General features: G+C 63.2%; 16 protein-coding genes. 13 read left to right on the forward strand and 3 right to left on the reverse strand.

Annotated elements, in window-relative coordinates:
* Positions 1–130 precede the first annotated feature (130 nt).
* The 3 genes from BLR03_RS10950 to BLR03_RS10960 are packed head-to-tail and all read right to left on the reverse strand — an operon-like array spanning position 131 to position 2,698.
* Positions 131–1,090 carry an aldose 1-epimerase family protein gene (locus BLR03_RS10950; protein ID WP_368086962.1) on the reverse strand — a complete coding sequence of 320 codons (960 nt, stop codon included), beginning with the start codon at positions 1,088–1,090 and terminating at the stop codon, positions 131–133.
* Between the two features lie 34 nt (positions 1,091–1,124).
* Positions 1,125–1,850 carry an SDR family oxidoreductase gene (locus BLR03_RS10955; RefSeq protein ID WP_091252498.1) on the reverse strand — a complete coding sequence of 242 codons (726 nt, stop codon included), beginning with the start codon at positions 1,848–1,850 and terminating at the stop codon, positions 1,125–1,127.
* The gene (locus tag BLR03_RS10960; RefSeq protein ID WP_091252499.1) at positions 1,847–2,698 is read right to left on the reverse strand and encodes a class II fructose-bisphosphate aldolase; all 852 of its coding nucleotides are present in this window, start codon (positions 2,696–2,698) and stop codon (positions 1,847–1,849) included. The genes BLR03_RS10955 and BLR03_RS10960 overlap by 4 nt, the downstream gene beginning before the upstream one ends.
* 157 nt (positions 2,699–2,855) lie before the next feature.
* Between BLR03_RS10960 and BLR03_RS10965 the strand changes: the two genes are divergently transcribed.
* The 13 genes from BLR03_RS10965 (at position 2,856) to galT (ending at position 19,060) form a co-directional block, all read left to right on the forward strand.
* Positions 2,856–4,265 (forward strand): FGGY-family carbohydrate kinase, encoded by a 1,410-nt coding sequence (locus tag BLR03_RS10965; protein WP_217639766.1) that lies wholly within the window; start codon positions 2,856–2,858, stop codon positions 4,263–4,265.
* Positions 4,262–5,062, forward strand: coding sequence for a DeoR/GlpR family DNA-binding transcription regulator (locus BLR03_RS10970; RefSeq protein ID WP_091252502.1), 801 nt, complete (start codon positions 4,262–4,264; stop codon positions 5,060–5,062). The genes BLR03_RS10965 and BLR03_RS10970 overlap by 4 nt, the downstream gene beginning before the upstream one ends.
* On the forward strand, positions 5,059–6,030 hold the full coding sequence (locus BLR03_RS10975) for a 1-phosphofructokinase family hexose kinase (RefSeq protein WP_091252642.1): 972 nt from the start codon (positions 5,059–5,061) through the stop codon (positions 6,028–6,030). Before BLR03_RS10970 ends, BLR03_RS10975 begins: the two co-directional genes overlap by 4 nt.
* 103 nt (positions 6,031–6,133) lie before the next feature.
* On the forward strand, positions 6,134–7,210 hold the full coding sequence (locus BLR03_RS10980) for a sugar ABC transporter substrate-binding protein (RefSeq protein WP_175460498.1): 1,077 nt from the start codon (positions 6,134–6,136) through the stop codon (positions 7,208–7,210).
* 12 nt (positions 7,211–7,222) lie between these two features.
* Positions 7,223–8,767 (forward strand): sugar ABC transporter ATP-binding protein, encoded by a 1,545-nt coding sequence (locus BLR03_RS10985; protein WP_091252506.1) that lies wholly within the window; start codon positions 7,223–7,225, stop codon positions 8,765–8,767.
* Between the two features lie 38 nt (positions 8,768–8,805).
* Positions 8,806–9,918 carry an ABC transporter permease gene (locus BLR03_RS10990; RefSeq protein ID WP_091252508.1) on the forward strand — a complete coding sequence of 371 codons (1,113 nt, stop codon included), beginning with the start codon at positions 8,806–8,808 and terminating at the stop codon, positions 9,916–9,918.
* A complete protein-coding gene (locus tag BLR03_RS10995; RefSeq protein WP_091252510.1) occupies positions 9,905–10,465 on the forward strand; it encodes a gluconate 2-dehydrogenase subunit 3 family protein in 561 nt (186 codons plus the stop codon). Before BLR03_RS10990 ends, BLR03_RS10995 begins: the two co-directional genes overlap by 14 nt.
* Positions 10,458–12,155: a GMC family oxidoreductase gene (locus tag BLR03_RS11000; protein ID WP_091252512.1), complete on the forward strand. Its 1,698-nt coding sequence runs from the start codon at positions 10,458–10,460 to the stop codon at positions 12,153–12,155. Before BLR03_RS10995 ends, BLR03_RS11000 begins: the two co-directional genes overlap by 8 nt.
* 105 nt (positions 12,156–12,260) lie before the next feature.
* Positions 12,261–13,355: a nitrilase-related carbon-nitrogen hydrolase gene (locus tag BLR03_RS11005; RefSeq protein ID WP_091252514.1), complete on the forward strand. Its 1,095-nt coding sequence runs from the start codon at positions 12,261–12,263 to the stop codon at positions 13,353–13,355.
* Between the two features lie 122 nt (positions 13,356–13,477).
* Positions 13,478–14,491, forward strand: a complete 1,014-nt coding sequence (locus BLR03_RS11010; RefSeq protein WP_091252516.1) for an alcohol dehydrogenase catalytic domain-containing protein — start codon at positions 13,478–13,480, stop codon at positions 14,489–14,491.
* Positions 14,488–15,588, forward strand: coding sequence for a Gfo/Idh/MocA family protein (locus BLR03_RS11015; RefSeq protein ID WP_091252518.1), 1,101 nt, complete (start codon positions 14,488–14,490; stop codon positions 15,586–15,588). Before BLR03_RS11010 ends, BLR03_RS11015 begins: the two co-directional genes overlap by 4 nt.
* A gap of 75 nt (positions 15,589–15,663) precedes the next feature.
* Positions 15,664–16,605 (forward strand): aldo/keto reductase, encoded by a 942-nt coding sequence (locus tag BLR03_RS11020; RefSeq protein WP_091252519.1) that lies wholly within the window; start codon positions 15,664–15,666, stop codon positions 16,603–16,605.
* A gap of 1,300 nt (positions 16,606–17,905) precedes the next feature.
* Positions 17,906–19,060, forward strand: a complete 1,155-nt coding sequence (galT, locus tag BLR03_RS11035; protein WP_091252524.1) for a galactose-1-phosphate uridylyltransferase — start codon at positions 17,906–17,908, stop codon at positions 19,058–19,060.
* Positions 19,061–19,103 lie beyond the last annotated feature (43 nt).

Here is a 19,103-nt window from a genome sequence, read left to right on the forward strand (position 1 = left end):
TGGACGCGAAACTTTAGCGACCGCAAAGGGTGCCGGGGCCATGTTTCGGCAGGAAAGCCGCGCCATGATCCCCGCCCGCGCGGCCCTCCCTTGGGTATCCAGTTGGCCCCTGTTCAGTCGTCACCCGCCGTTAGATGGCGAAAATGGTCCAGTTTGCGATGTGCGTCGCCCCGGGCAGGAGGTGAACGACGTCTTCGCCGGAGTTAAACGCATCGGGCGGGCAGCTCATCGGTTCGACGGCAAGTCCGAGCCGGTGGCGCTCAGCGACCACGTGGTCGGCGGTGTGGACCTGGACCCAGTCGCAAGACCGATCCCAGCGGATTCCGACACCGGATCCGCCGGGCTCCGTGAGCCGAACCCTTGCATTCCCCTGCGGATCCCGGACGAGACCGGTGAATGGATGATCGATTTGGACGCCGCCCAATGTCCGTGCCTCGCGGAAGTCAAAAGGCCCGTCAGCAGCCGGGCGCCTGCCCAGGGGCAGAAGCCGGTCGGGGGTGACCTCCAGGAATGTGTCGGCCGGCAGCTCGAGGCTCCAGGAATTGAGTGCTGACTTCCCGGCCACCAGGTAGGGGTGCGGACAGATCCCGTAAGGTGCCGTGTGATCGCCCGTATTCGTAGCTGAGACTTCTGTGTGAAAGCCGGCATCGTCCAACCGGTAGGTGACGTCCAGCAGCACCGAAAACGGGTAGCCTGCGCTCGGACGGATTGCGTGCCGCAACCGGATGCCCGACGGCTCGGACAAAACCAGCGTCCAGGGCTGTTCACAGACCAGGCCATGTAGGGCGGCGTCGCGTTTTGGTTCGTTTACGGGCAGCTGAAGCTCCCGCCCTTTATATGTATAGCGTCCATCCGCGATGCGGTTTGGCCATGGGGCCACCAACGCGCCGCGGTAGTCGGGAACCGGCTCGTCTGCCGTGAACCCCACAATGAGGTCGCGGCCCCGGAATCGGAGCTGTCGGACGGTAGCTCCTTGTTCTGTTACGACGGCGGTGTAGTTGGCCGCCGTTATTTCGTACTGCGCCCCGGTGGCGCCGATGCTCACATTTTGGGCTGTCTTCACGGGATCTTCCTGGCTGGTCTTCTCCACTGCAATTCCTAAGCCTTGTCGGCATATTGGCTTTCTAGCCCCACGATTGTTCGGACATGTGTCGGAAGGCAACCTCAAGGATCCGGAGGTGCCGCGGGCGGGAGAGAGCAAAGAGCACAACCTCGGCGACATCGGCAGGAGTCATCATCTCTTGCAGTTCCGGCATGCCCGGCCGGCGCAGGCCGCGTCCCATCCCGAAATTGCTAGCGACGCCTCCGGGACAGATATTCGTGCAGCGGATGCTGCTGCCCCTAAGCTCATGATCCAGCGATCGGGTGAATCCGACTTGGGCGAACTTGGTCGCAACGTATGCGGCTTCATCGGGCAGCCCGCGGCGGCCAGCTTCGGACGCCACGGTGATGATATCCCCTGCGCCTCTTTCCTTCAGGTAGGGAAGCGTGGCTTCCACCGTGTGGAAGAGGCCCGCCACATTCACCTCGGTCATCTCCTGAATGTCGCTGTCGGGGGTGTCGATGAAAGGTCCCCAGGAGCCAACCCCGGCGTTGGCGACGACGATGTCGATACCTCCAAAATGATCGGCGGCCCGCTCGGCGGCGCCCTTCATCGCCTCCCTATCCCTGACATCGGCCGCAACTGTCAAACTGTTGGGAAGCCGGGGACCCGAGCCGGATCTGGACACGATGCATACGGCCGCTCCTGATTGGGCCAGGGCGTCCGCGACGGCGGCACCGATGCCGCCGCTGCCTCCCGTGATGAAAGCGGTTTTGCCCAGCAGCGGCTGGTTGACTGTCTCGTTCATGATTTTCCTGTCCTAGGTGAAGAAATGGTTTTCAACGCTTCACGTACGACCCGGGCGGTCCGGGTCCGCGCTGGTGCCAGGTACTTGCGGGGATCCACCAGTTCCATGGGGCGAAGAGCCTCCCGGACGCCCTCCGTAAAGGCGATGTTGAGCATGGTCCCGATGTTGATCTTGGTCATGCCGGCCTCAATGGCCAACGCTAGTTCTGTGCTCGGAACGCCCGAAGACCCGTGTAATACGAGGGGCACGTCGACGACGGCGCGGATCCGTCTGATCAGGTCATGGTCAAGAAGCGCTGTCTGGGCGGTCATCGCATGTGAGCTCCCCACGGCAACGGCAAGAGAGTCGACGCCGGTGGACTCGATGAAGGCCGCCGCTTCCGCCGGATCGGTTCGGACGCCAGGGGCGTGCGCACCGTCTTTCCCCCCGACCTCGCCAAGCTCGGCTTCAAGATGCCAGCCTTGGGTCCGCGCAAAGGAAACCGCTCTGCGGGTAGCGGCAATGTTTTCCGCGATGGCGAGCTTCGATGCATCAAACATGGCTGAAGAGACCCCCGTTCCCACTGCCTGCTCCAGAAACTGAAACTCTTCGATATGGTCCAGGTGCAAGGAGACGCGGGCATGCGACGCTTCCGCCATGGCGGCTAAACCAGCCAGCAGCGGCCTGACCTGGCCCCGGTGGAACTTGACGCAGTTTTCGCTCACCTGGAGCACGGCAGGAAGCCCGATTTCTTCGGCGGCTTCAACGATCGCCTCGCCATGTTCAAGATTGATGACGTTGAAGGCAGCCAGCCCGACTCCGCCGGCCATCGCCTCCCGCAACAACTCTCCGGTGTGGACCACAGGCATGCAATTCTCCTTAGTTAATTTCCCGACATGGGACGAAAGCCTTGTAGGCGGCTGCGATCACAGGACTTTGGGATGTGACCTTGACAACACTCCAAGTAAACACAAGAATATCCAATAGAACGCAATAAGCAATGGGAGACAAGGAGGTGACAAGGCAATGGTGCTAACAGTCGGTCTGGATGTCGGAACTACATCAAGCAAGGCAGTAGTTGTCTGTGAAAACGGGAAGATCTTGGCTCAGGGCCGTGCCGGCACGCCGTGGGACACCTCGGCGTCCGGCGTGCAAGTCGCCGCTTGCGATTTGTTGGAATCAGCAAAGGCGGCTCTGTCACTAGCCCTGAAGGATGCGCCCTCCGGCCGGATTGTCGCGCTCGGCATTACCAGCATGGGTGAGTCGGGTGTCCTTGTTGATGCCCAAAGCCGACCACTCACTCCCATAATCGCGTGGCATGACACCCGGGACGGCCAGGAGCTGGCGGACCTGAGGAACCATGTCACGGAGGACGATTTCGCAAGGCGGACGGGTCTGCCCTTGCGGGCCCAATGGTCGCTGACGAAACACCGGTGGTTGCTGGACCATGTTCCCGCCGCCGGCCGTGCCGTGCGCCGTTTGAATATCGCCGAATGGATAGCTTTTTCGCTCGGCGGCGAAGCGGTCACAGAACAATCTTTGGCGTCCCGCACGGGCTGGCTTGACTTGGCGACCCGAGACTGGTGGAGCGACGCACTGGAGTGGTCGGGCCTCAACGTATCCCTCCTGCCGGAGCTGGTCACGGCCGGCACCAATATCGGCACCGTTGCGGCCGAGGCGGGCTTGAGCCGTCTAACAGGAGCCGCGCTCACGGTCGCAGGTCACGACCATCAGGCCGCGGTCGTCGGCGCAGGCGCCGGCGGAACAAGAGACGTACTGGACTCCTGCGGCACCGCAGAGGCCCTCGTTCGAACGATTGATCCCGGTCTGGAGCCGGGCGCTGTCCTCAAACTGACCCGGGCGGGCATCACCGTTGGCTGGTCGGCTATTGCGGACAAGTGGACGATGTTGGGCGGCACGCAAGCCGGAGTGATCCTGCAGACCACCCTGTCCATGCTCGGGCAGTCCACCCGTGACATCTGCCGTCTCGACGGGGAAGCAGCGGGCACCCGCACTGGCGGCCTTCGTCTCAGAGGCAAAGATCCCGCGTCGCTAACTCTCGAAGGGATTTCGGGCCACGTGACCCCGGCCCGGGTATGGATGGCCGCCGTGGACGCGGTCACAGCCCAGGCGGACGAAGTCCACACCGCGATGAACGCCGTGGTCGGTCCGCATGCCTCCATGGTGGTGACTGGTGGATGGTCCCGCAGTACGGCACTCCTCAAGGCCAAGGAGCGCGCCTTCGGTAAGGTGCGGCTCTCCTCGGTCCAGGAGACCGGAGCCCGCGGAGCGGCCCTGTTTGGCGGAATGGCCGCGGGCCTCTTTGGAGACATTCATGACTTTCCGGCGCCGGCCCAAACTCCCGCTGCGGCTTTCCCGCAGCAGGGCTCCCTCGTCGGGCCGGACAACACCTCAAGAGACAGGGTGCCGTCATGACCGAAGTCGAAGACGCTTCCCGTCAAGACCAGCGGCTGCTCTATCCGGAACAACGCCGCGAATTCATCCTAACCATGCTCCGTACAGAGGGACGGGTCGACGCAACAGGAATCGCCGAGGACCTCGCTGTAACCAATGAAACGGTCCGAAAAGATCTGGTGTTCCTGGAACAGTCTGGCCTGTTGCGGCGCGTACATGGCGGTGCGGTGCCCGTCGGTCGCCTGACCTATGAACCCGCGGTTGCCAGACGCACTGGCTTTGCCGAAGAAAAGACCCGGATCGCCAAGGCGGCCCTGGAACACCTTCCCGCGGGCGGGTCAGTGCTGATCGACGCAGGTTCGACCACTGCACGTCTGGCGGATCTATTCCCCCGCGACCGGGAGATGACGGTTTATACGAATACGCTCACCATCGCGGCCTCCCTACTTGACCGGCCTCTGCTGACCGTCTACACGTTTGGTGGCCGGATACGGCCGCTGACGGCGGCCCAAGTGGACCACTGGGCTGCAAGGTCCCTCGGTGAGATCAATGTTGATGTGGCTTTCCTGGGAGCAAACGCAGTGTCCGTGGATCGCGGGTTGACTACTCCGGACCCTGCAGAGGCAGCCGTCAAGAGGCTCATGCTTTCCAGCGCCCGCAAGCGAATCCTGTTAACTGACCACAGCAAGTTTGGCTGCGTAAGTAACTGCAAGCACGCTGATCTGGCCGATATCGACCTCATGATTACCGACGAAGGCGCGGACAGCCGTGAACTGAAGGCCCTGAGAGCGGCGGGAGTCGAGGTGCAGCTGGCATGATTGTGACCGTTTCGCCGAACCCCAGTGTGGACCGGACCATGCGCGTTGAAGCGCTGCCCCGCGGAGAGGTTGTACGCAGCCTGCGGACCTACAGCGAGCCGAGCGGCAAAGGCGTGAATGTGGCGGTTGCCCTGCACTCTCACGAAATCGACGTCCTGACGGTCCTGCCCGCAGGCGGCTTCGCCGGCACACAGATCACTTCGATGCTGGCCGCCATGGGTGTGCCCTACCTGGCCGTTCCCATCGCGGGCGAGATCCGCAGCAACGTCAGCCTCGTGGAACCCGACGCGACAGTGACAAAAATCAATGAGCTCGGCCCTACGCTCGACCGGGCGGAAGCGGCATCCCTGGTCGCCGCGGCCCTGAGCAGTATCGGCGAAGGCGACTGGATGGCCGCCTGCGGGACCCTTCCTACAGGCGAAGTCGAGTCTATATATGCAGAGCTGGTAGTCGGCGCACGCGTGCGGAACGCGCGCGTCGCAGTCGATACCTCGGGCGAGGCCCTGCGGAAAGTGCTGCAGTACGGGCCGGACCTGATCAAACCCAACGCCAGCGAGCTCGCGGAGCTCACCGGCAGGGCGATGGAGAACCTCGGTGACGTCGTCGACGCCGCTGCCGAACTCCGGCAACGAGGTGCACGGGCAGTCCTGGCCAGCCTGGGATCCGACGGAGCAATCCTCCTCGACGATTCCGGCTGCTACTACGGTCGCGCGCCCGTCGATAGCGTCGTCAGCGCCGTCGGCGCCGGCGACGCGCTGCTAGCCGGATTCCTGGCCGGCGGCGGAAGCGGAAGCCAAGCCCTGCGGCAGGGCATGGCGTGGGCGGCTGCCGCCGTCCAGCACGAGGGCACCCTCTATCGGGGCCAAGGCGTCCCGACAAATGTGGAAATCAGCAACGATCCCGACCGTAACCGAGCCCTCAAGGAACCTTGTACCGACTGGTATCAGCCGGGAGAATGCCCCCGCTAGTCCCCCGCCAGCAGTCTCTATGCCACGGCGGTGGTCTTACGTCCGTCATCTGGCTTGCCACCCCACCAATCTGTGGCTACACCCTACCCAATTTAGGAGCATCATGGTTACAAAACGCGCTACGCGCTTCGCTCTCATCTCCTCCCTGGCTGCCGCGACGATGATTTTCGCCACGGGATGCGGCGGGACAGCGCCCGCCGCTTCCTCGTCCTCCAACGAAAAAGGCCTGATCGGCATCTCGATGCGGTTCATCGCCGGAAACTCCTGGCTGAGCACCATGTCCGACGGCGCCGTCAAGTCAGGCCAAGCCAAGGGCTACACCATGGAGGCGGTCGATGCGCAAGGAAGCGCGCAGACCCAGATCCAGCAGATGCGCACCTTCATCAACAAAGGCGCCAAGGCGATCATCATCGAACCCGTAGGCGACCGCAACGTTGCCAGCGGCATCGAAGCCGCCAAGGCGGCCGGCATCCCGGTCATCGTCGTCAACGACAGGGTCTCGGAAGAGCTCGCCGCGAAGGTCTCCTGCAACGTTCACGACGACGGCGAGGCTACCGCAGCCCTCGTGGGCGAGAAAGCCGCCGCCGCTGCCGTGGCGAAGAAGGGCGAAAACTCCACCATCAGCCTGTACATCCAGGCGTTGTTCCCCCAGGAACTGGTCACGCAGAGCCGGGAGAACGGTTTCATGGCCGGCTGGGAGAAGTACATGGCCCAACACCCGGGCGTGACGACCAAGCGGATCCCCAACAACTACGGCGAAGCACTGCCGGACAAGACGTTGGCCGCCATGCGCAACGTCCTCGCCGGCAACCCGGATATTGACGTCGTGTTCAACCAGACGGACGTCGTCATGCCCGCCGTCACCGAGGCCCTCAAGGGCTCCGGACTAATGGACCAGCAAGGCAACACGAAGGTTGTCATCGCCGGATTCGACGGCGGAATGGACGTCATCAAGAGCATGGCCACCAACCCGTCTTCACCTATCGTCGCCGACGGCTTGAATCAGCCGGCCCTGCAGGCGGGCTACGCGGTGGATGAGGCGATCGCAGCGATGTCCGGCACTCCGACCGGCAAATGCAGCGGCTCACCGGCCACGCGTGTGCTCCCCGCTCTCGCCGTCACACCACAGGACGCGTCCAAGTACGTGACCGAGGGCCTCGCCTTCGCCGGCCAAGAGTAAGCAGGAGCAATCATGACAGCGCCCGCTGAGACTGCCTTACGGCCACTGATCGCCGTGGCCGGTGTTTCCAAGGCCTACCCTGGCACCCAGGCTTTGAGCAATATCGATCTGCACATCATGCCTGGAGAAATTCATGGCATTGCCGGGCAGAACGGTGCCGGGAAGTCCACACTGGTAAGGATTCTGTCCGGAGTGGAAAAACCTGACTCCGGAACAGTCCTCCTTGACGGGGCCCCCGTCAGTTTCGACAATCCACATGCGGCCCAGCGGGCGCGGATCATGACGGTGCACCAGGAACTCAGCCTGATGCCACACCTTTCCGTGGCCGAGAACATCTACGTCGGCGAGCTGCCCCGGACGGTGCTTGGAACTGTCGACTGGCGGACGGTCCGGTCACGGGCACGGGAGCAGCTGCTCCGCCTCGGGTTCGATCTCGACGTCCGGGCCTCCGTCGGTTCCCTGCCGATCGCGCACCGGCAGGCAGTGGAGATCGCCAAGGCTGTCAGCGGCAACGCCCGGGTGCTGATTCTGGATGAACCCACCGCTACATTGCCCCGGCACGACGTCCGCCAACTGTTTGACCTCCTCAACCAGCTGAAGAAACTTGGCATCGCGATCATCTACATCTCGCATCATTTCGACGAAATGTATGAAATCTGCGACAAGATCTCTGTGTTTCGTGATGGCAGGCGGGTGGCGGTCCATGAGGCCGACGCCAGCCGCCATGACCTGATCCTGCAAGCAATGCTGGGCGGAGTAAGCACGGAACAGTCGGCGAAACTGCAATTAGGCTCCAGCGAGACGCCCCGCCTGGGTGTGGGCCGAACCACGGGAGAGGTAGCCCTGGCCGTTAGGGGGCTCCGGGACGGCCATGACCTCCACGGCATCGACTTGACGCTCCATCGCGGTGAGGTGCTGGGCGTCGCCGGCCTGTCCGGGAACGGTCAAAGCCAGCTGGCGGCGGCCCTGTTCGGGGCGGAGAAATCGACCCAGCAGAGTTTCGAGATTAACGGCCGGAAGCGGCACACAGCGGATCCCGCAGAATCGATCAGGCTCGGCCTCGGGCTGTTGCCCGAGGAACGCAAGGCCCAAGGCCTGGCGCTCACGATGTCCGTGACCGAGAACATCACCATGGCCTCACTTGCGAAGTTTTCACCCGGGTTCTTCCTAAACCGGGGCAGCGAACACAGAGCCGCCCTCCGCATGCGGGACGCGCTGGCCATAAAAGTGGCGTCCGTGAGGCAACCCGTCGGCAATCTCAGCGGCGGCAATCAGCAAAAGGTTGCCCTCGCCAAGTGGCTGGTCAGCGGCGTCAAGACACTGATCATCGTGGAACCCACAAGAGGCGTGGACGTGGGTGCAAAGCTCGAAATCTATGAGCTTATCCGTCAGTTCGTGGAAGACGGCGGCAGCGTCATCGTGATCACCTCAGAAATCGATGAAGCGCTCATGTGCGACCGCGTGCTGATCCTCAGCCGTGGCCGGATCTCCGGGACCGTGGACCGTGCCGAGATCGACGAACACGGCGAAGCCGCCGTCCTTAATCGATTCAACTGATCACCCAAGAACCAGTTCTAACAATGGAGTTGTAACTCGTGGCCCTCAATACCAGTCCAGTCACCCCGCCTCAGCCCCAGACCTCCCGGCTGTCCGCTGCCGTCAATGCCCTCCGTACGTTCACCAGCTCGCTTGGCTCCAAGGGATATCTCTTCGTGGTCGGCGCCCTTGTGCTTTCGGTGGGGAGCGTTCTTTCTCCCTATTTCATGACGTCGCGGAACCTGATAGCCGTGCTCATTACGGCATCGGTTGTCTCCGTGCTTGCCGTCGGCCAGTATCTGGTCATCGTTACCGGCGGCATTGATCTTTCGGTCGGGGCCGTAGCCGCACTATCCTCCGTCACTGTGGGGCTTGCCCTGCAGGGAGGCATCTCGTGGCCATTGGCGCTGCTGCTGGCGCTGCTGGTCGCTGGCTTCGTGGGCGTCTTCAACGGTCTGATGATCGTCTATGGAGGAATTACCCCGTTCATAGTGACACTCGCGATGATGAGCATTGCCCGTGGAGTGGCGTACATCCTACAGACGGGGCGCCAGGTGGCCATTGACGATCAGGGTTTCCTGTCCGCTTTTACCGCCGATTTTGGGCCCCTGCCTGCCCCTGTCGTCATCGCCATGATCGTCATGATCGTCCTGGCCGTGACCATGTCACAGACGCGCTACGGACGTCGCCTGTTCGCGATCGGCGGGAACCCCGAAGCCGCCCGGCTTTCGGGTCTTCCGATCAAGCGGGACATCGTCGGCGCCTACTTCCTTTCGTCTCTGCTGGCAGGGCTCGGCGGCGTCATGATCGCTGCCCAGTTGACGGAAGGCAGCGCAATTATCGGCGAAGGATATGAGCTGAACGCCATCGCGGCCGTAGTGGTAGGCGGCGCCTCACTGTTCGGCGGCACGGGAGACCCCATCAGCGCGGTGCTCGGCGGCCTGATCATCGCCGTGATTCTCAACATCATGGATCTACTTGGAATCCAGGCCCAGCCGCAGCTGATCGTCAAAGGCGCAGTCATCCTCCTCGCAGTGCTGTTCACCAGCGGGGTGGGAAACAAGCTCCCTGGTGCGATACGAAAGCTCGTGTTCCAGAAGCGCTACACCGGGAAGGGTGCCGACCTCCCGTCCGAACGAAAGGAAAAGGAGAAGATCGATGTCGCCAAGTAGCGATACAACCGTGACCCAGTGGCAGTTCCTCACGCAGGCAGAGGCCGAGACAATCGAGGCCGTCTGCGAACGCATCTTCCCGAACGACGACGGCAGGGCGGGTGCCCGCGAGGCGCGCGTGATTATCTTCATCGATCGGACCGCTGCCGACGAGGACGAAGCCTTGCGCCTGTGCTACCGAGAAGGCGTCCAAGCACTCAATGCCCTCAGTAACGACCTGTACGGGTCCCCGTTCGCCAAATTGTCCGGCGACGCCGCGGACAGCCTCCTAGAGCGGATTGAGAATGCTGAGTCCTCTTCCCACCCGGATGTCCCCCACCCGCTGGAGACCTTCTTCGCGCTGGTCTGGGAACACACCATCCAAGGCATGTTCTGTGACCCGAAGTACGGCGGCAACTACGACACACTCGGCTGGCAGCTGGTCGGCTTCCCCGGAGCGCAATGGGGCTACAACGCCAAACAGATGAAGCCCGGGTTCGACTCGACCACCATCCCCATCAAATCCCTGGAAGATCTACGCAAAGAATTGAGGGGCACGAATGCCTGAAAAAGCAGAGGCCATCGTCATCGGCCTGGGCGCATCGGGCGGCATCATCGCTGAACAGCTGACCAAGGCCGGCGTGCGCGTCCTTGCCCTGGACAAGGGCCCGATGCACAGCAACGAGGAGTTCACCTTCAAGCATGACGAGGTCAAGTACTACTCCCGCGGCTCCCTCGTTCCCCAGCTGTCCACCGATCCGGTGACGTGGCGGCCGAATGAAGCGACCGAGGCCCAACTTCTGCCGTGGGCAGCCGGCGTCCGCGGCAACAGCGAACCGCTGCACCTGCCGCCATCGATCGGCCCCGGCGGCGGAACGCTTCATTGGGGCGGTGCCTCCTGGCGCCACCGCGACTCCGACTTCCGTATGAAGTCACTCATCGAGGAACGCTTCGGGCCCAAGGCGCTGGACGGCGACTCCACCATGGTGGACTGGCCGGTGACCTACGGCGATCTGGAGCCCTACTACGACAAGGTCGAATGGGAACTCGGCGTCTCCGGCCAGGCCGGGAACGTCAAGGGAATACACAATCCGGCAGGCAGCCCATTCGAATCCGACCGCCAGCGCGAGTACCCGATGCCGCCCTTGCGCCGGGCACCGGCCGACGACCGTTTCAAGGCCGCCTGTGAAAGACTCGGCTACCGCCCATTCCAGCAGCCCGCGGCCGTGGCCTCCACGGACTACAAGTCGCTGAAGGGCTGCGAATACTGCGGCTTCTGCCATGGGTTCCTGTGTCACGTCAACGCCAAGCAGTCCAGCCGTATCACCTCGGTGGAGGCGGCGCTCCAGACCGGCAACCTCGAAATCCGCTCCTCCTCCCGCGTCTTCCGGTTGAACCGCGACGCGACAGGACGCAGAATCACCGGCGTCTCCTACTTCGACGCTGATGGCGTGGTACACGACGTTGAATCGGACCTGGTGGTTGTCGCCTGCTACGCCCTCGAAAACAGCCGGCTGCTGCTCGCTTCCGGCATCAACGCCAACGGACAGGTGGGACAGAACTTTATGACCCACAGCTTCGGCTGGTGCACGCTGGTGTTGCCGGAGTTCAGCAACCCGTTCATGGCCCCGCTAGTGGCCGCCAGCGTGGTGGATGATCTCAACTGCGACGGCGTGCCGGACAACGACGAAGGTGTTCTCTGGGGATCCGTCCTCACGAGCATCCCCGGAGACCTGCAGCCCATCGAGGCCGCACACAACCTGCCACCGGGCATGCGCCGCTGGGGCGGGGAATTCAAGGACTGGTTTTCCGAGAATTACCGCAAACTCATGGGCATCCACAACCAAATCCCGAGTTTCCCGACGAAACGGTACTACTGCGACCTGGACCCGGTGGTAAAAGACAAGTTTGGGCAGCCCGCGCTTCGAATCACCCACGACTGGTCCCAGCACGACGTTGCGGCGCTGAACTACTTCGAAAGAGTAAAGCGCAACATCGCCGACGAAATGGGCGCCACCCAGTTCTGGTCCGAACCCAACCCGCCGGCTTACCACCTCTCCACCCATGAAGTGGGCACCCACCGCATGGGCGAAAATCCCGCGGATTCCGTCGTGGACATCTACGGCGAGTCCCATGAATGCAAGGGCCTTTACGTGGTCGGAGGCGGACAGTTTCCCACGCTGTCCGGCTACAACCCCACCCAGACCCTGCAGGCCCTCGCGTACCTGAGTGCCGACCGAATTCTGGAGAAGGTATAGCGCCTCCGGGTGATGCTTCTCCAGACCAGCAAGACCATCTGTAAACCGAACAGTCGGCCCGAATCCGGGCCGACTGCAGTGAAGAAAAAGAAAGAGAAGAAACCAATGGTTGACCCGTATTCCATCGTGGCCCTGTCCAACGTCGTCCACACGATCAAGAAGCGCGAAGACGCGATCGAAAACACGAAGCGCATCTGCGATTTCATGGACCCGGCCGTCATGGTCGCAGCCACCGACGGCGCACCCGTGAAGCTGGTAGTCCTGCCCGAGATGGCGATCCAGGGCATGCTGCCGGACTTCAAAGCCGGCAACAAGGAAGCCCACGAAGCATTCGCCATGACGATCCCCGGACCCGAAACTGACATCCTGGGTCAGAAAGCCCGCCAGCTGAACACCTACATCGCCGGTGAGCTCTACCTGGTCAAGGACGAGGACTTCCCGGGCCATTTGTTCAACGTGGCGTTCATCATCGATCCCAACGGTGAAGTCATTTACAAGCGCTACAAGTCCACGTCCGACGCCTACGAAGGCGGCGCGCTGGGCACCACCAACCCGCACGACATCTGGGACGAGTTCGTCGAAAAACGCGGCAACGGCAGCGTCCTGGACGCGTTCTTCCCGGTGGCCAGGACCGAGATCGGCAACATCGGCTACATCATCTGCCACGAAGGCGCCTACCCCGAGACCTCCCGTGGCCTGGCCATGAACGGTGCCGAGATCATCATCCGCGGCACCCTGATCGAACCGCAGGTCGGCGCCGGCATGTGGGACCTGCAGAACCGCGCGCACGCCATGTTCAACCAGGTCGTCGTCGTCGCTCCGAACCTCGGCCCGCAGCGCAACGACGACGGCAGCCTGTTCGACCTGTTCGGCGGCCAGTCCATGATCGTGGACCACAAGGGCAACGTGCTGGTGAAGCAGGCCGGCGTCAGCGGCGGCGACTCGTTCGTGAGCTCCGTCATCGACCTCGAGGCCCTGCGCCGCTCACGCAGCGCCAACGGCGTCACCAACTGGTTCAAGGACCTGCGCACCGAAATGTACGCAGGCATCTACGAACAGCCGATCTACGAAAAGAACCAGTATCTGACGAATCTCCCCGCCGAGGGCTGGCTGGCCCGCGAGGAGAAGCGCCGCGCAGGCAACATCGACAAGCTCATCGAACGCGGCCTGCTGGTCCCGCCGTCGGGCACCTCCCGCTAAGAGAGCATCCACCTGGTCCAGTGACCAGATAATGCGGGCGCCCGGGCCACCGGGCCGGGGCGCCCGCACCTTTTACCTTCCGTCGTCCTCCGAATTATCCGGAGCACCTGAAAGCGAGCCCCATGTACGCCGCCATCCTCCGCACCCACGGTCCCATCGAAAGCGACCCGCTGGACTACGTCGAAGTCCCCGAACCGACACCTGGCCCCGGCGAAATATCGATCGACGTACTGGCTTGCGGAGTATGCCGTTCCAATCTCCATATGATCGAAGGTGACTGGCTGCCGGGTACCCCGGCGAGCCTGCCGATCATCCCTGGACACGAGGTTGTCGGCAGGGTCAAAGTACTCGGCCCCGGCGTCACCAACCTGGCCGTGGGCGACCGGATCGGCGTGCAGCCCATTTGGTCTACCTGTGGTCTGTGCATTCATTGCCTGACAGGGAACGAGCAGCGCTGCCGTGCACGCCAGATCACCGGTGAAACACGGGACGGCGGCTATGCCGAAGTCATGCTGGCGAACGCGGCCTACGCTTACAAGATCCCTGACGGGCTCTCCGACGCCGAAGCGGCCCCGTTGCTGTGCCCTGGCATAACCGCACACGGTTCAGTGAAAAAAGCCCAGCTTTCCCCGGGCCAGAAAATCGGAGTCTTCGGCGTCGGCGGCGTCGGACATATGGTCCTACAGATGGCTGCACTCACCGGGGCCGACGTTTACGCCGTCACCAGGAGTGCAGCACACCGTGGCCTGGCTGAAGAGCTGGGTGCGAAGGCGTCCTATGTCCCGGCCGGGCATGAAGGCGGCCCGGTGCTGCCGGACGCCTCGCTGGACGCTGCCATTGTCTTCGCTCCATCGGATCATGCCGTGGCCGATGCCATCCGCGTGGTCAGGCCAGGCGGCCGCGTGGTCCTCGGTGTGGCCCAGACGGTGGGGCCCATGGACATCGGCGACGAAAAGACAGTGGTCGGCTCCGTGCTGGGCAGCCGCTGGGAGATGTCCGAGGTGCTGGGCCTGGCCTCCGACGGAAAACTACGCTCCGTGCACGAGGATTTTCCCCTCAGTGAAGCCAACCTAGCGCTGTCGCGGCTGAAGTCCGGTGACCTTCTGGCGCGGGCCGTGCTGATTCCGGGCGCATGAACACCGACGCCGCGGTACAGCCGCACCGGTTTCTCGTCGTCGGACGCGGCTGGCGCGCCGACTTTTACTTCCGCATCGCCCGGCAACTGCCGGAGCTGTTCACCTGCGTGGGCGCGGTCACGCGGACCGCCGAAGGCGGAGCGGAGATCGAGCGGCGGTGGCAGTTGCCGACTTTCCGCACCATCGATGAGGCTGTCGAAATCTTGCGGCCGGACGTAGCAGTGACCTGTGTTCCGCGGGAAGCCAACCTGGACGTGCTGCGGATCCTGGTCGCGCTGGGCATCCCCGTCCTGACCGAGACCCCGCCGGCGGTTGACGTTTTCTCGATGACTGAGTTGTGGAACGAGGTCGGCCACACGGGACTCGTTCAGGTGGCTGAACAGCACCCGTACCTGCCTACATTTGCCGGTGTCCGATGCCTGATCGAAGACGGAACTTTCGGCGAGGTCAGTTCTGCGTCCGTCTCCTGGACCCATGATTACCATGCCGTGGCCATCCTCCGGGCACTCATGGACACGGGCAGCGATCCCGTACGTGTCCTCGCAACCGCCCAGGATGTTCCCATCATGGCCGGGCCGGACCGAACCGGATGGCCCGAAAACCAGAATCTTGGGAGCGAACGCCATACCCTCGCCATTCTCGGCTTCGGCAGCAAGACGGGTTTCTACGATTTCACCGATACACAGTGGTTCAATCCACTGCGTCGGCGGCAGATCCAGGTACGCGGAAGCCAAGCGGAACTGGTGGGCGACCAGCTCACGTGGCTGGCGGACGACGGCGCACCTGTCAGCGCCCCGATCGTGCGCCGTCAACTCGGCATCGACGGCAACCTGGAGGGGGCCGACCTGGACACCCTGAGCGTCGGGGGCCGGGTCATCTACCGCAACCCGTTCCCGGGCGCGCGGCTCTCGGACGAGGAGATCGCCATTGCCGTTTGCCTGCTGAACACACTTCCAGGAAACCGTTCCCGGGGATACTCCCTTGCTGACGGTTGCCAGGACCACTACCTCTCCCTCCTGATCCATGAAGCTGCTGGGTCGGAAGGGAGCACCAACTCCAGTGTTCAACCTTGGTCAACGCCCAGCACTGCGCGGTGACTCTGTCCTGACCGTAAAACTACGACTTTTGACACAACCCATGGTCGTACACCACAGATAACCAAAGGAAAAAGCATGGAAAACCGAACTCTTGGCCGTACCGGGCTGTCAGTCTCACCCGTTTGCGTGGGAACGAGCGCTCTGGGCAGCCACCCCACCCAGTACGGTTACGAAGTCAGCACTGACACCGCCGTGGCGACCATCCGCAAAGTCATGGAAGGTCCATTCAATTTCGTCGACACGTCCAACGAATACGGCCACGGGGGCGACAGCGAACGCCGGATCGGCCAGGCCCTCGCGGAAGCGGGCGGTCTGCCGGAGGGCTTCGTCGTGGCCACCAAGGTGGACCCGATCGTCGGGACCAGGGACTTCTCGGGAGACCGTGTCCGCCGGTCCGTGGAGGAAAGCCTTGAACGGCTTGGCCTGGACCGTCTTCAGCTCGTCTACTTCCACGATCCCGAAAAGATTACCTTCGAAGAAGGCACCGCGGCCGGCGGTCCCCTCGAGGCCCTCATCGAACTGAGGGACCAGGGCGTGATCGAACACCTCGGCGTCGCCGGCGGCCCCATCGACCTTGAGCTGAAGTATCTGGCAACCGACGCGTTCGACGTCGTCATCAGCCACAACAGATACACCCTTGTGGATCAATCAGCCGAACCGCTCATTCAGGAGGCAGCCTCCCGGGGCGTGGCGTTCGTTAACGCCGCACCGTTTGGTGGCGGAATGCTCGTCAAAGGCCCCGACGCCGTTCCCAACTACTGCTACGGGCCGGCCAGTCAGGTCATCATCGAGCGGGTGCGAAAGATGCAGAAGCTGTGTGAGACGTACTCGGTGCCGCTGGCTGCCGCCGCTCTTCAGTTCTCCACCCGCGATCCCCGTGTGGCATCCACCATCGTTGGCATGTCCGAACCCGGCCGCGTCGACCAAACAGCACGTCTGGCCGAATGGGACATTCCGGCTGAACTCTGGTCCCAGCTCCTTCCCCTGGCCGCTGCCGGTACGGGAGAACTGGGCTAGCTAAAGGTCGAACTCGCGCCATCCTCTGGCTGACCTGACCGGCAATGAGCCATGACATCGTGCCACCACCCGCGCCGCGGGTCAACGATCAGGGCATGACCGAGATTATGTGCACGTCAGTGACCTGGCGAGGGCGCACCTTTGCTGCCATGGCACTGGAGGCGGGACGCGCTTACAACCTGGGCGAGGGCGAGTGTTTCGGTTCGCTGGATCATGGAGACCATGGCCACGGTGTCGATTCCGAACCGGAAAAGTGTCCCCGCCGCCCCGGTGATCCCGATCGGATCGTTGCTGCGGGGGAACCGGTCACGCGACTTCGGTTCGGAGATGCGCCAAAGCCTGGAAGAGATGGTCGCCAGAGCATTCGAGTCCTAGCTCCGGCCTGCGAAGTGGGCGGCCCCAACAGGAACGCCGACCAGACCATTCAGAAGGGCACGAACTCCGCTGCGACGGAACAGCCACCAACGCTCCGCTGATCGCGCCCATTGACTATCGGGTGTTCAGCGGAGAAAGGAGATACAGCATGATACGAACCATCGAGGTCGGACGAAATTTGAAATTACCGGGGCTAACCTTCAGGTCATTCACGACGATTTGGACAGGGCAGTCGATCTGGGGCGCGACCAAGCCATGAGGGAGGGCCGGCACGGCATACTGGTCACCCGCTTCGGACATGCATCCTTTGTCGTCGCGGTAACCGAAGACGTCCCCTACGGATTCACCTATGAGCGGGACGGATGACAACGGGCTGGGAAAGCCTTAACTCTGGCGACAGGGTAGGGATATACGACGGCGCCGGCTTTGTTGACTGGGGCGTGGTGGATGACGTCACAGCCGACGGATCGGTCGTCTGGGTATTCCTGGAACGTCAATTACGGCGAACACTGCTCCACGAGGAGGATAGGTTCGAGCTGAGGCTGCCCGAACCGCCGCCCCAAGAGTGAGCTGGCAAACCCAACAACGATTCGTCACCGGAACAGTACGCAAGGAATCCTGGGCATTGGCTTTCGGTGTTGTCGCTGTCGTCCGGCATCGGCCCGCCCAGTTCCTTCCATCTGCCGTCACGATGTGAATGGGGCTTGCGCCAAAAGCTCACATCTTTCCCAGAAAGGACGAGCGAGTCCCAAACTCATCTTCTTCGGCCTAAGCCTAGGTGTCCTAGTTGGCCCGACGTCGGGGCCAGCGAAGGGCGATTTGTTCTCGAAAACGGCCGCATCTCCCCGGTGGTGTTTCCGCACATGACCCGGCAGGCCGGTGTCGGCGGGCGCCCCTTGATGACTACAAACTTGAAGGACCACTTATGACCAGCATCACCAGTCCAACCGCCGCTTCCGGAACAGCAGCGTCGGCAACCCGGACGCTACTGGCCGACGGCCGTGAAATGCTCTATTTCGACGACCGCGGCACCATGTCGCCGGACCGGGAAGCCGCAGCGGACGGTCGCGAACTGCCGGTCCGCGGCCCGTCCGGGGAGGTCCGTTACGACGCTCTGACCGGGGAATGGGTGGCCGTTGCGGCGCACCGGCAGCACCGGACCCACCTCCCACCGGCCGATGAATGCCCGCTCTGCCCCAGCACGCCCGGCAGGGCCTCGGAGATCCCGGCGTCGGACTACGACGTGGTCGTGTTCGAAAACCGGTTCCCGTCCCTCGGTCCCGACTTCGCCGCGGCACCGGGTGCACCGGCGTGGGGAACCCGCGGGATAGCGGGCGGCCGGTGCGAAGTGGTGGCCTTCACCCCCGAACACAACGGCACCTTCGCGGGCCTGGGCACACAGCGGGTCCGCACCGTGATTGACGCCTGGGCTCACCGGACCGAGGCCCTGAGTGCGCTTCCCGGGGTGCAGCAGGTGTTCTGTTTTGAGAACCGGGGCCAGGACATCGGCGTGACGTTGCACCACCCGCACGGGCAGATCTACGCCTACCCGTACGTCACGCCGCGGGCCGCGGTAATGGCCGCGGCCGCGGGCCAATTCCACGAGGCATCGGGCGGCACGGCCACGCTGACCGGGGACATCCTGGCGAAGGAGCGCACTGACGGGTCCCGCATGGTCGCCGAGGGCGAGTTCTTCAGCGCCTATGTGCCCTTCGCGGCACGCTGGCCGCTGGAAATCCATCTGGTTCCGCACCGTCAGGTGCCGGATCTGGCGGCCCTGACCGGGCCCGAACGGGACGAACTCGCAGTCCTGTACCCGGACCTCCTCGGCCGGTTGGATGGCCTTTACAACAGCCCCACACCCTACATCAGCGCCTGGCACCAGGCCCCGGTGGATCCGGCGATGCGCCGGGCCGGATACCTGCACCTGCAGCTGACCTCGCCCCGGCGGGCCGCCGACAAACTCAAATACCTCGCAGGCTCCGAAGCCGCCATGGGCGCATTCATCAACGACACCACGCCCGAGCACGTCGCCCGGCTGCTCCGGGACGTCCCCACAGCACCGCAGCCCACGACCTGACCGCCGTTCGGCCCGGACCTGACGGTCCGGTCCGCCCATTGAA

It is taken from the genome of Arthrobacter sp. ok909, from assembly GCF_900104405.1.
GTDB classification, from domain to species: Bacteria; Actinomycetota; Actinomycetes; order Actinomycetales; family Micrococcaceae; genus Arthrobacter; species Arthrobacter humicola.

Excerpts from the sequence above, each read along its gene's own strand:
- BLR03_RS10955 (WP_091252498.1), bottom strand. The coding sequence starts at position 1,850 with ATGAACGAGACAGTCAACCAGCCGCTGCTGGGCAAAACCGCTTTCATC.
- BLR03_RS10960 (WP_091252499.1), bottom strand. The coding sequence starts at position 2,698 with ATGCCTGTGGTCCACACCGGAGAGTTGTTGCGGGAGGCGATGGCCGGC.
- BLR03_RS10965 (WP_217639766.1), top strand. The coding sequence starts at position 2,856 with ATGGTGCTAACAGTCGGTCTGGATGTCGGAACTACATCAAGCAAGGCA.
- BLR03_RS10970 (WP_091252502.1), top strand. The coding sequence starts at position 4,262 with ATGACCGAAGTCGAAGACGCTTCCCGTCAAGACCAGCGGCTGCTCTAT.
- BLR03_RS10975 (WP_091252642.1), top strand. The coding sequence starts at position 5,059 with ATGATTGTGACCGTTTCGCCGAACCCCAGTGTGGACCGGACCATGCGC.
- BLR03_RS10980 (WP_175460498.1), top strand. The coding sequence starts at position 6,134 with ATGGTTACAAAACGCGCTACGCGCTTCGCTCTCATCTCCTCCCTGGCT.
- BLR03_RS10985 (WP_091252506.1), top strand. The coding sequence starts at position 7,223 with ATGACAGCGCCCGCTGAGACTGCCTTACGGCCACTGATCGCCGTGGCC.
- BLR03_RS10995 (WP_091252510.1), top strand. The coding sequence starts at position 9,905 with ATGTCGCCAAGTAGCGATACAACCGTGACCCAGTGGCAGTTCCTCACG.
- BLR03_RS11000 (WP_091252512.1), top strand. The coding sequence starts at position 10,458 with ATGCCTGAAAAAGCAGAGGCCATCGTCATCGGCCTGGGCGCATCGGGC.
- BLR03_RS11005 (WP_091252514.1), top strand. The coding sequence starts at position 12,261 with ATGGTTGACCCGTATTCCATCGTGGCCCTGTCCAACGTCGTCCACACG.
- BLR03_RS11010 (WP_091252516.1), top strand. The coding sequence starts at position 13,478 with ATGTACGCCGCCATCCTCCGCACCCACGGTCCCATCGAAAGCGACCCG.
- BLR03_RS11015 (WP_091252518.1), top strand. The coding sequence starts at position 14,488 with ATGAACACCGACGCCGCGGTACAGCCGCACCGGTTTCTCGTCGTCGGA.
- BLR03_RS11020 (WP_091252519.1), top strand. The coding sequence starts at position 15,664 with ATGGAAAACCGAACTCTTGGCCGTACCGGGCTGTCAGTCTCACCCGTT.
- galT (WP_091252524.1), top strand. The coding sequence starts at position 17,906 with ATGACCAGCATCACCAGTCCAACCGCCGCTTCCGGAACAGCAGCGTCG.